General features: G+C 36.1%; 14 protein-coding genes. 12 read left to right on the top strand and 2 right to left on the bottom strand.

What is annotated here, in order from left to right; genetic code table 11:
- Window positions 1-27 precede the first annotated feature (27 nt).
- The gene (locus ACQV18_RS00705) at window positions 28-1,218 is read left to right on the top strand and encodes an acetyl-CoA C-acetyltransferase (protein WP_428875071.1); all 1,191 of its coding nucleotides are present in this window, start codon (window positions 28-30) and stop codon (window positions 1,216-1,218) included.
- Between the two features lie 563 nt (window positions 1,219-1,781).
- Here the strand turns inward: ACQV18_RS00705 and ACQV18_RS00700 are convergent.
- A complete protein-coding gene (locus ACQV18_RS00700) occupies window positions 1,782-2,639 on the bottom strand; it encodes a cation diffusion facilitator family transporter (RefSeq protein ID WP_428885072.1) in 858 nt (285 codons plus the stop codon).
- A gap of 43 nt (window positions 2,640-2,682) precedes the next feature.
- Window positions 2,683-3,630 (bottom strand): C39 family peptidase, encoded by a 948-nt coding sequence (locus ACQV18_RS00695; RefSeq protein ID WP_428876222.1) that lies wholly within the window; start codon window positions 3,628-3,630, stop codon window positions 2,683-2,685.
- Window positions 3,631-3,842: 212 nt separating this feature from the next.
- Here ACQV18_RS00695 and ACQV18_RS00690 point away from each other — a divergent pair, with 212 nt between their 5' ends.
- The 11 genes from ACQV18_RS00690 to ACQV18_RS00640 all read left to right on the top strand — a co-directional run bounded on the left by ACQV18_RS00690 (window position 3,843) and on the right by ACQV18_RS00640 (window position 15,144).
- Window positions 3,843-5,312, top strand: a complete 1,470-nt coding sequence (locus ACQV18_RS00690) for an alpha-amylase (protein ID WP_428873058.1) — start codon at window positions 3,843-3,845, stop codon at window positions 5,310-5,312.
- 121 nt (window positions 5,313-5,433) lie between these two features.
- A complete protein-coding gene (locus ACQV18_RS00685) occupies window positions 5,434-5,970 on the top strand; it encodes a dUTP diphosphatase (RefSeq protein WP_428873059.1) in 537 nt (178 codons plus the stop codon).
- Window positions 5,971-5,982: 12 nt separating this feature from the next.
- Entirely contained in the window at window positions 5,983-7,359 is a 1,377-nt protein-coding gene (gene radA, locus ACQV18_RS00680; RefSeq protein WP_428892383.1) for a DNA repair protein RadA, read from the top strand.
- Window positions 7,360-7,388: 29 nt separating this feature from the next.
- Complete coding sequence (locus tag ACQV18_RS00675; RefSeq protein WP_428873061.1) at window positions 7,389-8,483, top strand: PIN/TRAM domain-containing protein; 1,095 nt, start codon at window positions 7,389-7,391, stop codon at window positions 8,481-8,483.
- A 73-nt stretch (window positions 8,484-8,556) separates the two neighbouring features.
- On the top strand, window positions 8,557-10,029 hold the full coding sequence (gene gltX, locus ACQV18_RS00670; protein ID WP_428881941.1) for a glutamate--tRNA ligase: 1,473 nt from the start codon (window positions 8,557-8,559) through the stop codon (window positions 10,027-10,029).
- Window positions 10,030-10,139: 110 nt separating this feature from the next.
- Entirely contained in the window at window positions 10,140-11,147 is a 1,008-nt protein-coding gene (locus tag ACQV18_RS00665; RefSeq protein ID WP_428873063.1) for a lipoate--protein ligase, read from the top strand.
- Between the two features lie 145 nt (window positions 11,148-11,292).
- On the top strand, window positions 11,293-12,723 hold the full coding sequence (cysS, locus tag ACQV18_RS00660; RefSeq protein WP_428873064.1) for a cysteine--tRNA ligase: 1,431 nt from the start codon (window positions 11,293-11,295) through the stop codon (window positions 12,721-12,723).
- 2 nt (window positions 12,724-12,725) lie between these two features.
- A complete protein-coding gene (locus ACQV18_RS00655) occupies window positions 12,726-13,142 on the top strand; it encodes a Mini-ribonuclease 3 (protein WP_428873065.1) in 417 nt (138 codons plus the stop codon).
- Window positions 13,143-13,144: 2 nt separating this feature from the next.
- Entirely contained in the window at window positions 13,145-13,975 is an 831-nt protein-coding gene (rlmB, locus tag ACQV18_RS00650; protein WP_428873066.1) for a 23S rRNA (guanosine(2251)-2'-O)-methyltransferase RlmB, read from the top strand.
- 8 nt (window positions 13,976-13,983) lie between these two features.
- Window positions 13,984-14,526: an NYN domain-containing protein gene (locus tag ACQV18_RS00645; protein WP_428873067.1), complete on the top strand. Its 543-nt coding sequence runs from the start codon at window positions 13,984-13,986 to the stop codon at window positions 14,524-14,526.
- Window positions 14,527-14,538: 12 nt separating this feature from the next.
- Window positions 14,539-15,144, top strand: a complete 606-nt coding sequence (locus tag ACQV18_RS00640; protein ID WP_428873068.1) for a sigma-70 family RNA polymerase sigma factor — start codon at window positions 14,539-14,541, stop codon at window positions 15,142-15,144.
- Window positions 15,145-15,265: the final 121 nt, after the last annotated feature.

Below are 15,265 nucleotides of genomic sequence, written 5' to 3'. Positions count from 1 at the left end.
TCGCAGTAAGAAATTTAGGAGGATTTTATGAATTTAGAGGAAGTAGTGATTGTTTCAGCAAATCGAACAGCTATAGGAAGATTTGGCGGCAGTTTGAAAGATGTTTCGGCAGTGGAAATGACTAGTCAGTTACTCAAAAGGATGCTTGATAATATCACTCTCGATCCTTCTTTAGTTGATGAAGTTTTCATGGGAAATGTCTTGTCCGCAGGTTTAGGTCAAAACGTTGCTCGTCAAATAGCTATTCAATCTGGTATTAGTTTCAAAACACCTGCTACAACTATCAATCAAGTTTGCGGATCCGGAATGAAAGCTGTTATGTTAGCTAGCCAGTCTATTATGACAGGTGAAAATGAAATTGTGGTGGCGGGGGGTTGTGAAAATATGAGTCAAGCCCCTCATATTCTTTCCAATCATCGCTGGGGCTCCAAGCTAGGCAATGATAGGGTAGTGGATACTTTAGTTTTTGATGGTTTGACTGATGCTTTTGAAGGTTATCACATGGGAGTAACCGCTGAAAACTTGGCTGAAAAATATCAAATCAGTCGCGAAGAACAAGATGAATTTGCGTTAAGCAGTCAAAAGAAAGCTGAAAAAGCTTATTCTTCTGGTCGGTTTAAGCAAGAAATTATTCCTATTGTCCAAATGAAGCGTGGTCAAGAAGTTGTTTTTGAAGAGGATGAAAATATTCGCATGGGACAAACTCTTGCCGACTTAGAAAAATTGAAGCCAGTTTTTAAAGAGAATGGGACTGTGACTGCAGGCAATTCCTCAACTATTAATGATGGTGCTGCTGTCTTACTCCTAATGTCTAAGCGTAAAGCGAAAGAGTTAGGACTAGAAATAATGGCTAGTATTCGTTCAATAGGTAAAGCAGGCGTTGAACCCTCTTTAATGGGAACAGGACCTATTCCAGCTACTCAAAATGCTTTAAATAATGTCGGTTTAACCATTGAAGATATGGATTTAATCGAAGGAAATGAAGCATTCGCAGTCCAATCTTTAGTAGTCAATCGAGAATTAGGAATTAAGGACGAAATCATTAATGTTAATGGAGGAGCTATTGCTTTAGGGCATCCAATTGGCTGTAGTGGAGCGAGAATTCTTGTCACACTGATTCACGAAATGAAGATACGTAATGTGGAAAGAGGATTAGCGACCTTATGTATAGGTGGCGGACAAGGAAATGCTGTCATAATAGAAAGAACGCGAGCATAATTTTACAAAAAATAAAGGGGCTGGGACAAAAGCCTTGAATAATTAAAGAAAGTCCGGTCAACGAGACAATCGTTAATCGGACTTTTTCTTTAAAAATATAAACAAAGAAAGCTTTTATTGTTGTAATAGTAGTAATCACAAAACCATTGTGGAGGGTTTTCTACGTAGCAACAGTATACTATGAATTAAAATTGCTTGTCACTGAAAATGGATTGTTTATTCCCTGAAAATCATAGTGTTTAGGTGAATTCATGAGATAGTCGAACAGATTCAACCTGAGATTCAGCAGGCCATGTCTTTCGATCAAGCCGACACTTTCCTGGAAGCCCTCGTTACGATTAAGAAGCGCTTGTAAACGGAAAAGAAAAAGCGAAGTTAGATTTTACTCGCCACCCCCTTTGCGATAAAGATAAGGTGAAGATCGAAGTCAAGCTGATATTTGTGGTCAATAATCTACGTAAATACGCAAAGTAGCGAGCCTAGATTGGAAAGTCACTTTCCAATCTAGGCTCGCTGAAAATTTTGAGGCGGCTGAGAAGCCCTTTTGTTCCAGCCGCTTTAATTTATTCATAGGGTTCAACATGAATGTCGATATCTTTAATTTGAAATTGATCTTGTAAGATAGCTTCGATTTCTTCTGTAATACAATGTGATTGATAGACGGACATACTCGGATCTAAAGCAATGGTAACATCTAAATAGATCAGTTGTGTAGCCATTCTTGCGCGAATGGAATTAATAGCAATCACATCAGGGTGGGAGAGAATACATTTTTCATAAATTAATAATGTTTCAGGGTCAAATCCATCTGATAAAGTAAAAGTCGATTCTTTAAAGACTTCAAAGGCAGACAGTATAATAATAATGCCCACTGTAATTGAAAGAAACGTATCGATAATAGGAAAGCCCCAGCTGACACATAAACTTCCGATAAGAGTTGCTATTGAAATAAGTAAGTCACCTTGCATATCCTTAGCAGTAGCTTTTAAACCGACAGAATTTGATTGGGTGGCTAATTTTTTTAAATAGGACTTCGTTAAAGTCAGAATTACGATTGAAAGAAGTGTAGTAAGAAGAACTTGTTGGCTTGTTTGTGAATAGTCTTTGGAAAAAAGTTGACTCATTCCTGAAAGAATTACTTGAAAGCCAATTGTGAACATTAGCAAAGAGACAATGAAACTGGATATAATTTCGTATTTTTCATGTCCAAATTTATGGTTATGATCAGCAGGCTTCTTTGCTAAATATAATCCAATCCACACAGCAGAAGAGGCAATAATGTCTGATAAGTTATTCAGACCATCAGCTTGTAAAGAATTTGCTTTAAAGATTGAAGCGGTAGTTAACTTGATTGTTGTCAGTAATAAATAAACTGTAATTCCAATCACTGCACCTTTGGAAGCGAGTTTGTAATTATTCATAAAGATTGAAAACTCCTAACGGTTTATTTCTATGAAATTAAATTTAATCATTATAAAAAGACCAGTAGTTTAATCCTTCATCTAGCAAAATTTGCTCATTAATGGGCTGGAAACTATACATTTTTTCAGGATTATCATTGGGATCATTAACATAGACATAGCCAGGTTCATAGCCACGAATTACGATAATGTGACCTACATCGGTAAAGAAACCAGGTTTGACAGATGCAATCACCACTTGGCCTTTTTGGACAGCTTCCATAGCAGAGTAAAAATTATTACCATGATTATAAAAATTAAATCCATGATCGGTTGCATAATCTGAAAATATAGTCCAGGAGGTACCCTCATTTTCGAAAAAATAATCGTGACCGGACCATTCAAGCACTTCTTCTGGCTCAACTAATCGGTTAGATAGATAAGAATATACCATGGCTAAAGATACGATTGCACAACCATTGTCACCTAAAGTATCTTGTTGACTAGCGCCATAATCGATGTCTGAATAAAGGGGTGACTTTTGTAAAATTAATGGAACATCCATTTGTAAATAAGAGTTTTTACTAGCGAAGGAAGGCTGATCAGGGAGAAAGAGGGTTCCTTCTCTTTCAATACTCATCTGGTTCTCATTGATGGCTTGTACAATATCTTGTTGAGCACTCATAATATTTCCTTGATAATCTGTTCTTATAATATCAGCAATCGATTCTTGAACATCTTGAATGGAAGCTGTTTTGGAACCATATTTATTTAATTCAAGGGCCAGCATTTTTTCTTCTTCTGTAGCTGTTTCTTCATTAATGGTTTCATTTTTTACACTCGGTAATTTTTTTTTAATTAGTGCTTGATTGGATGTTGTAACTTTCTCTGGACTGGTATTTTCTTTTGTAGAAAGATGGTTTAAGTAGAAAGTTAAGCTTAGACTTAATAGGATGGTTATAAGGGATAAGAAGGCTGCAAGACGATTTATTTTGTCTTGAAATGAATGCATGGTTTTCCTCCTCAATGGAGCATTACTCCGTAAATTCTTGTTTATGATAGCATAAATTATAAGGGAAACCTATCGAAAAACAAAACTAAAAAATTTGTAATCATATCGCAATTAGGTAAATTTAAATTCTAAATGAGAATCTCTAAGAGCTTATTTGTGACTATTTTTAAGTCCTGTGTTTTAATGGAAGAGTATATAAAGGAGAGAGTACAGTGGAAAAAAATAACTTATTGATGCAGTATTTTGAATGGTATCTGCCTAATGAAGGAAAACATTGGATAAACTTACAAAATGATGTAGATCACTTGTATGAAATAGGTGTGGATCATATCTGGCTTCCTCCTTTTTGTAAAGCCACTTCTATTAATGATGTGGGATATGGAGTCTATGATCTTTGGGATTTGGGCGAGTTTGATCAAGCAGGAAATGTGCGCACTAAGTATGGTAAAAAGGAAGACTTATTGAAGGCTATTCAATTACTCAAACAAAAAGATATTCTACCAATTGCTGATCTTGTGATTAATCATAAGGCTTATGCAGATGGTAAAGAAAAATTTCATGTGATGAAAGTGAATCCTGAAAACCGTCAAGAAATGATTTCTGATCCTTATGAAATTGAAGGTTGGACCCATTTCTATTTTCCAGGTAGAGCGAATAAATACTCAGATTTTGAATGGCACTGGTACCATTTTAGTGGCATTGATTATGATGCGACTAATAATGAAGAGGGTGTTTATTTAATTTTAGGCGACGAAAAAGGTTGGGCTGATGATCAATCGGTAGATAGTACCTATGGTAATTATGACTATCTGATGTTTGCTGATATTGATTTTTCTCATCCTGAAGTAAACGAACATATCAAACAGTGGTTAAAATGGATGGTGAATGAAACGGGAGTTAAAGGTTTACGCTTCGATGCATTAAAACATATTGATTCTCACTATATAAAAGAACTCTGTGAAGAAATTAATTTTACACAAGGTGATGATTTTTATTTAATTGGTGAATATTGGAATCCTGATCTTGAAAAAAAATTAGATTATTTAGAATCGATTAATTATCAGTTAGATCTCTTTGATGTAGGCTTACATATGAATTTATACCAAGCCAGTCAAGCGGGTAATCAGTATGATTTAAGTAAAATTTTTGCAGGAAGCTTAGTTAAGGACAATCCATTAGTCAGTGTAACATTTGTTAATAATCACGACACACAACTAGGACAATCTCTTGAGTCTCAAGTCGAAGAATGGTTTATACAACATGCCTATGCTTTAATTCTTTTGCGTCAGCAAGGACTTCCTACTCTCTTTTATGGCGATTATTATGGAGTACAAAATGGAGAGAAGTCCCCATCCTATCAAGAGCAAATCGATCCTTTACTACACTTGCGAAAATATCATACTTACGGAGAGCAAGTGGATTACTTTGACCATCGAAATACCGTAGGCTGGACTTGTCTAGGAACACAAGAACATCCCTACGGGATAGCAGTAGTGATGACTAATAGTGAGGCAGGTTTTAAAGAGATGAGTATGGGTGAATTGAATGCAGGAGCTATTTATGTTGATTATCTAAATAATCACTCAGGCAAAGTAGAATTAGATGAGCAAGGAAAAGGATTTTTCCCAGTTAATCAAGCCTCAGTATCTGTTTGGATTGATGAAAAAGCTATATGGGACTAGTGAAATAAGATAAATTTAAAACTATTAAAGATAGATATATCTAAAAGAATCACGTATAATATTATTAAGCGTTTTCATATAAACGGCTTATTTAGCATGGGAATGAAAGGATGTGAATAAAATGGAAAAGAAAAATCGGGGCTTTGAAGTTATCCGTTCGTATAAGGATAAAGCGATTCGAATTCCTCAACGGCAAACCAAGTACTCAGCTGGCTATGACATTGAAGCTGCCGAAACGGTTGTACTTCCTTCCTTTTGGAAACAGTCTGTTTATTATTTAATACATAATACCTTTTTAATGATTAAGGGTCAGGAAACCATGAAGGAAGATGACTTATGGCAGGCTACTTTAGTTCCAACGGGTTTAAAGGCCTACATGATGGAAAACGAATATTTGAAGATTGTTAATCGCTCGTCGGGAAGTTATAAGCACCAAACAACCCTACCTAATGGTATTGGTATTATTGATCAAGATTATTATAATAATGAAAAAAATGAAGGACATATATATATTCAACTTATTAATTATGGCTTGAAGGATCGAACCATTCATAAGGGTGAAAGGATTGCTCAAGGAATTTTTTCTAAATTTCTACAAGTAGATGACGATCAAGTAGTTAATAGTGATCGACAGGGTGGTTTTGGGTCATCTGGTTAAGGGAGTGATTGAATGGCAAAAAATAAGGTAATGTATGAGTGTTTAGCTTGTGGCTATGAGTCACCTAAGTGGTTAGGAAAATGTCCAAATTGTGGCAGTTGGAATCAAATGGAAGAACAATTGGTCCCTACAACCACTACTTCAACTACTTTGACTCATACATCACAATCAATGGTCGGCAAAGCCACTCAATTGGATCAAATTCCAAGTCAAGTTGAAGAAAGAATTAATACAAAAATGGGAGAGTTCGATCGAGTATTAGGCGGGGGAATTGTTCCAGGTGGTTTAGTTTTAATTGGAGGCGATCCTGGAATTGGGAAATCGACTTTATTACTTCAGGTATCCATTCACTTGGCTAATTTGAAACAGCGGGTCCTTTATGTTTCTGGTGAAGAAAGTTTAACCCAAATTAAACTCAGAGCTGAAAGACTGGCATTAAGTGGTAAAGATTTTTATTTATTATCTGATACGGACTTGGGTAATATTGTGACTCAAATTCAAGAAGTGAATCCTGAAATCGTAGTCATCGATTCTATTCAAACGATGGCATCACCAGACAATCAAGGCTTAGTGGGATCTGTTTCTCAGTTACGGGCAGCGACTAATATTTTGATGCGAATAGCCAAAGACCATAAAATTGCTATTTTTATAGTTGGCCATGTAACTAAAGAAGGCAATATAGCGGGACCTAGAATGTTGGAACATATGGTAGATGCGGTTTTATACTTTGAAGGTGAAAAACATAATCGCTTCAGAATCTTAAGGGCTGTAAAAAACCGATACGGATCTACCAATGAGATTGGCGTCTTTGAAATGATTGATACAGGTTTAGTAGAAGTAACCAACCCCTCAGAGTTATTCTTAGAGGAGAGGATAGAAGGTGCTACCGGATCCACAGTTGTTGCTGCCATGGAAGGGACGCGAACGGTATTAGCTGAAATCCAATCATTAATGACTCCGACGGTGTTTGGTAACGCCAAACGCACCGCATCAGGAATAGAGTACCAACGTATATCGCTCTTATTAGCAGTCATGGAGAAACATTGTGGTCTTTTAGTTCAAAACCAAGATGCTTTTTTTAAAACGACTGGAGGGGTTCGCTTAGATGAACCCGCCATTGATTTAGCCATAGCTGTAAGTATTGCTTCTAGCTATTGGAATCGAGAAGTGAGAGTAGATGATGTCTTTATTGGTGAGATTGGTCTAACTGGAGAAATTAGAAGAGTCAATCAGATTGAAGAACGAATTAAGGAAGCAAGTAAACTAGGCTTTAAGCGTGTTTTTATCCCTTATAATAATCAATCGCATCTAAAACAACGGGACCTATCGATTGAAGTCATCCCAGTTAAAACGATCAAACAAGCTATTTCAATCGTTTTTCCTAAATAATTGAAAATTCTTACAAAGGAGGTGAAAAAATGATAAAAAAAATGACGATTAGTGTATCAATGATTGTTGGCTTAAGTTTTGGCTATACTTTAGGAGCAGAAATTTGGCGTAGTCTTCGCTTATACCATCAATTATTAATCAATCCTTTTGTGAATAGTATGATTTTCGGACTTATTTTTATGTTATTAGGTATTTTACTTGCGCCGCTTTTTGAACAATTAATTCATAAATTACTATCTATTTTGGAAAAGCAGTCAACGCCAAATCTGTTATTCGGTGCTTTAGGCATTTTATTAGGACTATTAATCGGTTATTTACTTTCGTTGCCGATTGGGTCTTTAGATATCCCTTTCTTATCGAGTACAATGCCGCTTGTTCTGACTGTTTTAGGGGGAATGATTGGTTATCAAATGATGATCAATCGCCGAGATGAAGTCTTACATCTCTTTACAAAATCTGGCCAAAAACTACAATCTGCTTCTTTTGAATTGAATAAAAAACCTAAACAAAGCGAAGTCAAAGCAGGTCAAAGATTGAAGATATTAGACACTAGTGTAATTATTGATGGAAGAATAGCAGAAGTGGTTCAAACAGGCTTTATAGAAGGAAGTTTATTAGTTCCAAAATTTGTCTTATCTGAATTGCAACATATTGCAGATGCTTCTGATTCTTTAAAAAGGGCAAAAGGTAGACGTGGGTTAGATATTCTAAACCTTTTACAAAAGTCTTCCAAAATAAATATTGATTTTTTTGAAGGAGACTATGCGGATATCGAAGAAGTCGATGCGAAATTAGTAAGGCTAGCTAAAGATTTAAATGCGATCTTGGTAACCAATGATTACAATTTAAATAAAGTTTCAGAATTTCAAAATGTTCCTGTCTTGAACATTAATGAGTTAGCCAATGCGGTAAAACCAGAAGTGTTACCTGGTGAGGAAATGCAAGTTCAAATTATAAAAGCAGGAACCGAACGCCGCCAAGGGGTGGCCTATCTTGATGATGGCACCATGGTAGTGGTTGAGGATGGCCAAAATTATATTAATAAGCATTTAAATGTAGTAGTTACTTCATCTTTGCAAACAGCTGCTGGTAGAATGATTTTTGCTAAAATTTTTGAAAATTAAGAGCATTTGAATCTCATTAGATGAAGGAGTACAATAGCTTTTGTAGACTAGATGGAATTAAAGGAGAAATACAATGAGCGATAAAATTCGTGTGCGTTATGCACCAAGCCCTACGGGCGATTTACACATTGGGAATGCGAGAACAGCTTTGTTTAATTATCTATATGCACGTTCACAAGATGGAACGTTTATCATTCGGACAGAAGATACAGATACAAAACGTAATCTAGAACATGGTGAACAAAGCCAATTAGACAATCTAACTTGGCTAGGTATTGATTGGGACGAATCCCCGGTTAATCCTGGTGAATATGGTCCTTACAGACAATCAGAGCGTTTGCATATCTATCAACCCTTGATTGATGACTTATTAGCTCGTGACTTGGCTTATAAATGCTATATGACTGAAGAAGAGTTAGAAGCAGAAAGAGAAGAACAAAAGGCTCGTGGAGAAATGCCTCATTATGGGGGAAAACATGCCCACTTAACCAAGGAAGAACAAGAAACTTTTGAAGCTGAGGGCCGTCAGCCTGTTGTTCGTTTTAGAGTACCAGCAAATGTTACTTATCAATTTGATGATATTGTAAAAGGGCCTGTAAGCTTTGAATCGAAAAATATTTCAGGCGATTGGGTAATTCAAAAGAGAGACGGTATGCCTACTTATAACTTTGCTGTAACTGTGGATGATCATATGATGAAGATCACTCATGTTTTACGTGGAGATGACCATATTGCGAACACCCCTAAACAAATGATGATTTATGATGCTTTTGATTGGGAATATCCAGAATTTGGTCATATGACATTAATTATTAATGCCGAAACTAATAAAAAGTTATCTAAACGTGATGGTGGAATCCTACAATTTATTGAGCAATACCGTAACTTAGGTTATTTACCAGAGGCTTTGTTTAACTTTATTGCCTTATTAGGTTGGTCACCAAAAGGTGAAGAAGAAATCTTCTCGCCACAAGAGTTAGTGGAACAATTTGACCCAGAACGTCTATCAACTTCTCCTGCTTCATTTGATAAGAAGAAATTAGAATGGATTAACAACACTTACATGAAAGCAGCAGATCTTGAGACAGTGGTAGACTATGCATTACCTCATTTACAAAAAGCAGGAAAAGTAAGTGCTGATCCTAATGCAGAAGAATTAGCCTGGGTTAAAAAGCTAGTTAGCTTATACCATGAGCAAATTTCTTATGGTGCTGAGATTGTTGAAGCATCTAGCTTATTCTTCAATGATAAGTTAGAGCTGAGTGAGGAAGCAAAAGAAATTATGCAAGCTGAGAGTGCTTCAACAGTTGTTCAAGCTATGCAAAGCAAATTACAGGCTTTGTCAGATGAAGATTTTGTAGCTAGCAATATCAAACCATTGACTAAGGAAATTCAAAAGGAAACAGGTATTAAAGGGAAAAACCTCTTTATGCCAATCCGAATTGCGGTTTCTGGTCAAATGCATGGTCCAGAATTGCCGGATATGATTGAAGTACTAGGCAAGAAAAAAGCCTTAGACCATATTCAGCAAGTTTTATCGCTTTAGTGAATACAAAGTGGAAACCGATGGTTTCCACTTTTGTTTGAGAGCTTTTTCTTGAGCTTTAAATAATGGAATGTCATAATAAATATGCACAAATTTGAAGGAGGCTACTTATGTATTTCGTAGATAATGAAAATAACTATGATGCGAGTGTCAATATTGCTTTGGAAACTTATTTAGTAGAGAATCGCTTAGTCGATGAGCCAATTTTACTTTTCTACATTAATGAACCTTCGATTATTATTGGCCGTAATCAAAACACTTTTGAAGAAATTAATCAAGCTTATGTTGATGAACATAATATTCGAGTAGTTCGCCGTATGTCAGGTGGGGGAGCCGTTTACCATGATTTAGGAAACTTCTCATTCTGCTTTATCAAAGATGATGATGGAACATTTAGAGATTTTAAAGCATTTACTCAACCCGTCATTGATGCTTTACATAAGATGGGAGCCACTTCAGCTGAATTGTTAGGCCGAAATGATTTACTAGTAGATGGCAAGAAGTTCTCTGGTAATGCAATGTATGCTAAACGTGGGCGTATGACAGCTCATGGAACGATTTTATTCGATTCTGATTTAGACGAAGTCAATAATGCATTAAAACCAAACAAAGCAAAGTTTGAATCTAAAGGTGTCAAGTCAGTACGCTCACGGGTGACAAACTTAAAGCCTTACGTGGATGATAAGTATAAAGAGTTAACTACTGAGCAATTCAGAGACCTTGTCTTATTAGAAATCTTTAATGTTGAAAAACGCGAAGATGTTAAAGAATATCATTTGACAAAAGAAGACTGGGAAAAGGTTTATCAAATTCGTGAAGAGCGTTTTGGTAATTGGGATTGGAACTACGGTCACTCACCAAAATTTGATATTCAAGCCTCTCACAAATTCCCTTTCGGTTTTGTAGATATGCGCTTCAACATTAAAGATGCCATGATTACCGATACCAAAATTTATGGTGATTTCTTTGGACTTGGTGAAATTGAAGATGTAGAAAATGCTATAACTGGCGTTAAATTTGAACGTCAAAGTATTTTAAAGGCCCTAGAAAATATGGATCTTAAAAAATATTTAGGAAATGTTGAAGCAGAAGAGCTTGTTGAAATGATTTTCTCATAAAAGTGCAATAAATTATTGGCCGGAAATATTTCCGGCTTTTTTAATTCTTTATGGACTCATTAAATGCCAATATATTTATTCGAAAGTAAGTGCTAGTAATGATATAATAAGCCTCAAGTTTAATGATAGAAAGAGGGTTCATAAGATGGCTATTCAATTATTTAATACCTTAACACGTCAAAAGGAAAACTTTATTCCCCTAGAAGAAGGAAAAGTGAGCTTTTATCTTTGTGGGCCAACAGTATATAACTATATTCATATTGGTAATGCACGTTCTGCTGTTGCTTTTGATACTATTCGTCGTTATTTAGAGTATCGCGGCTATGAAGTGAATTTTGTCAGTAACTTTACTGATGTGGATGATAAAATTATTAAGGCAGCTGAAAAGGAAGGATTAACAGCCAAAGAGCTTTCTGATAAGTATATTGCTGCCTATAAAGAAGATATGCGTGCGATTAATGTTAAGCCCGCCAGCAATAACCCGCGTGTTATGGAAAATATCCCAGAAATCATTGATTTTATTAAAGTTTTAATCGATAAGGGCTATGCTTATGAAAGCCAAGGAGACGTCTATTATCGGACAGCTAAATTTGAGAAGTATGGCCAATTATCGGACCAGTCTATCAGCGATTTGCGTGATGGCGCTAGTCAACGAATTACTGATGAAGAGAGTGAAAAAAAGGAAAATGCGATTGATTTTGCTTTATGGAAGGCAGCTGGAAAAAGTGCGGTTTCTTGGGAATCGCCATGGAGTAAAGGTAGACCCGGATGGCATATTGAGTGCTCGGTAATGGCTACGAAATACTTGGGTGAAACGATTGATATTCATGGGGGTGGTCAAGACTTACAGTTTCCTCATCATGAAAATGAAATCGCTCAGTCCGAAGCCCATTCTGATTATTCTCATCCATTTGCTAAATATTGGTTACATAATGGGTTTGTAACTATGGGATCCAATGGAGAGAAAATGTCGAAATCATTAGGTAATTTTGTGCTTCTAAGGGATATTATTAAAGAATACGATCCAATGGTTATACGCTATCTTTTAGCTAGTGTGCAATACCGTCGTCCTATCCGTTATGATGCTAATGCCATCGCTACTGCAAGTCGTGAAGTTGAACGTTTGAAAGAACTGATGGATCGCTTAGCCTATCGAATGGATCATTTAGGAAGTGGACAAGCTAGTCTTGATAGAGAACAGGAAGTAAGAGAAGCAATCAAAGAAGGCGTGGATGCTTTTAATCAAGCGATGGAAGATGACTTCAATACGGCTAATGCTTTATCAGCTATTTTTGAAATGAGTAAGCAAATTCATCGCTATCTTGATCAAGAAGCTGTGGCGCTTCAATTGTTAAAAGAAATCAATCAATTGATGTATCAACTTTTAGGGATCTTCGGTTTGGAATTAAATTCGACAGAAGTCCTTGATAGCGAAATTGAAAATTTAATTGAGGAAAGAAATCAAGCGCGTAAAGAGAAAAACTTTCAAAGAGCGGATGAAATTCGTGATTGGTTGAAAGAGCAAAATATTTTATTAGATGATACTCCGCAAGGAACAAGGTGGAAAAGAGGATAAAAGTGACAAATGAAAATACACCAGATAAGTATTCTTTGCTAAATGGCGCAGCCTTAGCCTATGTAGGAGATGCTGTTTTTGAAGTAGAGATACGCAAGCATGTGATTGAATTAGGAAAAACGCATCCCAATAAATTGCACAAAGCCGCCATCAAATATGTTTCGGCTAAGGGGCAAGCGAAAGTGATGCATCATTGGATTCAGCAAGACGATTTCTTAACAGCTGAAGAAATTCAAATCTATAAACGTGGGCGCAATCATAAGGCCAATACAAAAGCTAAAAATGCTTCGATCGGTGATTACCGTCAAGCTAGCGGATTTGAGGCATTATTGGGTTGGCTTAAATTAAGTGGACAAGAAGAGCGTTGCTATCATTTAATTCAACTAGCGATTCAATATATTAATGAAGAAGGAGCCTAATAATGAGAAAGAAAAATCATACAGCGGATTTTCATAAGAAAAAACGCTCCAATATAAATTCTTTCAAAGAGCCTTTGGTAGACTCAAAAGCTTTTGAAAATAGTGAATCGATCTACGGTAAACATGCTGTTCAAGCTTATTTAGAAACAAAAAAGCAAGTTAATAAATTATTTATTCAAATAGGGATTGCAGGAGAAGTAATATCTAGTATAATAAAAATGGCTAAAATTAAAGGAATTGTATTCCAGGAAGTGCCAAAGTCGAAGCTAGATGAAATGGTTGATGGTGAAAATCATCAAGGTGTTGTTCTAACTATTCCTCCTTTTGATTACGCTGAACTAGAAGATGCTCTTCAGTTAGCAGCTTCAAGAGGAGAGGATCCTTTTATTCTTATTTTAGATGGGATTGTCGATCCACATAACTTGGGCTCTATTCTAAGAACGGCAGACGCTACAGGCGTTCATGGGGTGATAATCCCTAAAAGACGTTCAGTTGGATTAACCAATGTAGTTGCAAAAATATCTACTGGAGCCATTGAACATGTTCCAGTGATCCGAGTAGCTAACATTAAACAGGTTATGGATCAGTTAAAAGAAAAGGGAATATGGATCTTTGCGACGGATATGGCTGGAGAAGATATGCGTCAGTGGGATTCACATGGACCAATTGCATTAGTAATTGGTAATGAAGGTCAAGGGGTTTCTGAACTTGTAAAAAAATCAGCAGATGGAATCGTTACTATTCCGATGGTTGGGCATGTGCAAAGTCTGAATGCATCTGTTGCAAGTGCAGTCTTGATGTATGAAGTAGCACGCCACCGTATTGGAAAGTAGGGATTATCATGCGATATAAACGTCAGGAAATTTTATTTGTTGACGGTTATAACATGATTGGTGCATGGCCAGAACTTACCCAACTTAAAAAAATGGACCAGTTAAATCAAGCGCGCGATCAATTATTATTTGAGCTTTCAGAATATCGAAAATACCGAGACCTCAAAATTATCGTTGTCTTTGATGCACAATTTGTTCCCGGAATAACACAAATTTATGAACACTATCAAGTCGAAGTTGTTTTTACACAAGAAGGGGAAACAGCTGATTCCTATATTGAAAGAGAAGTAGCTCATTGGATTTCTCCTCTTAATCGTGTGGTAGTTGCGACAAGCGATATGGCAGAGCAATGGCTAATTTTTCAAAAAGGTGCCATGCGAATGTCTGCTAATGAGCTTTATATGCAGTTACAATTTAATAAAAGACAAGTTCGACAAACAGTTGAAGACCACTATTCACAGTTAATCAGGCGGCGGAGCCCTTGGAAGCTTGACCAATTGAAGCTATTAGATGATCTAAGATTTCGCTTAGATGATGACAAGAATGAATAATGGAGAGATGAAATGAACGAGTTTGACCATTTGACCAATGAAATGTTGATTATGCGCTTGAAAGAAAATATCGCTGATGAGTTTTCATTTATGTTACTAGTTGAACGTTTTATTCCCCTCTTAAAAAAATTTGCTTATCAAATGCCAGTGGATGGCTATGAACCAGAAGACATTATTCAAGAAGGAGTTATCCTGATGTATCGGGTAATTCAACATTATGATCCTGCTTATGGTGGTTATTTTGCCCCTTATTTTCAAAGATCATTGTATAATTACCTGATTAATTTACTCCGTCGCAATTCCAAAGAAGCTCAGACCATTCGCTTTGGAATGGACGCTGAACGCGATCAGCTTGAAATTGGTGATAGTATTAGTCATAAGAGCTTAAGCTATGACTATCAATTAGCAACTACTCCCGAATTACAAGTTATTGTCAATGAAGAAAAAGAACGTTATCTTGCTAAGCTAAGTCTTTTTGAAAGACAGATTATCTTCTGTTATAGTGATTTATCAATGAAACCAAGAGAAATTGCTGAGTATTTAGGCATTGATAAAAATCGAGTCAAAAATGCTTTGAGACGAGCAAAAGATAAGTTAAGAGATATTATCGCTGAATAGAAACTACTAATAATTTATCCAAGAATTAGTCGAAAATAGACCGATTCTTGGCTTTTTTATTAGGAATCTGAGTCTTTACTTGTGCAATCTACTTATGATATACTACGGTCTGTTCTTTATG

It is taken from the genome of Facklamia sp. P9177, assembly GCF_050409585.1.
Lineage (GTDB): Bacteria > Bacillota > Bacilli > Lactobacillales > Aerococcaceae > Facklamia.
This window is presented reverse-complemented; position numbering and strand designations above follow the sequence as displayed.

Excerpts from the sequence above, each read along its gene's own strand:
- ACQV18_RS00705 (WP_428875071.1), top strand. The coding sequence starts at position 28 with ATGAATTTAGAGGAAGTAGTGATTGTTTCAGCAAATCGAACAGCTATA.
- ACQV18_RS00700 (WP_428885072.1), bottom strand. The coding sequence starts at position 2,639 with ATGAATAATTACAAACTCGCTTCCAAAGGTGCAGTGATTGGAATTACA.
- ACQV18_RS00695 (WP_428876222.1), bottom strand. The coding sequence starts at position 3,630 with ATGCATTCATTTCAAGACAAAATAAATCGTCTTGCAGCCTTCTTATCC.
- ACQV18_RS00685 (WP_428873059.1), top strand. The coding sequence starts at position 5,434 with ATGGAAAAGAAAAATCGGGGCTTTGAAGTTATCCGTTCGTATAAGGAT.
- radA (WP_428892383.1), top strand. The coding sequence starts at position 5,983 with ATGGCAAAAAATAAGGTAATGTATGAGTGTTTAGCTTGTGGCTATGAG.
- ACQV18_RS00675 (WP_428873061.1), top strand. The coding sequence starts at position 7,389 with ATGATAAAAAAAATGACGATTAGTGTATCAATGATTGTTGGCTTAAGT.
- gltX (WP_428881941.1), top strand. The coding sequence starts at position 8,557 with ATGAGCGATAAAATTCGTGTGCGTTATGCACCAAGCCCTACGGGCGAT.
- ACQV18_RS00665 (WP_428873063.1), top strand. The coding sequence starts at position 10,140 with ATGTATTTCGTAGATAATGAAAATAACTATGATGCGAGTGTCAATATT.
- cysS (WP_428873064.1), top strand. The coding sequence starts at position 11,293 with ATGGCTATTCAATTATTTAATACCTTAACACGTCAAAAGGAAAACTTT.
- rlmB (WP_428873066.1), top strand. The coding sequence starts at position 13,145 with ATGAGAAAGAAAAATCATACAGCGGATTTTCATAAGAAAAAACGCTCC.
- ACQV18_RS00645 (WP_428873067.1), top strand. The coding sequence starts at position 13,984 with ATGCGATATAAACGTCAGGAAATTTTATTTGTTGACGGTTATAACATG.
- ACQV18_RS00640 (WP_428873068.1), top strand. The coding sequence starts at position 14,539 with ATGAACGAGTTTGACCATTTGACCAATGAAATGTTGATTATGCGCTTG.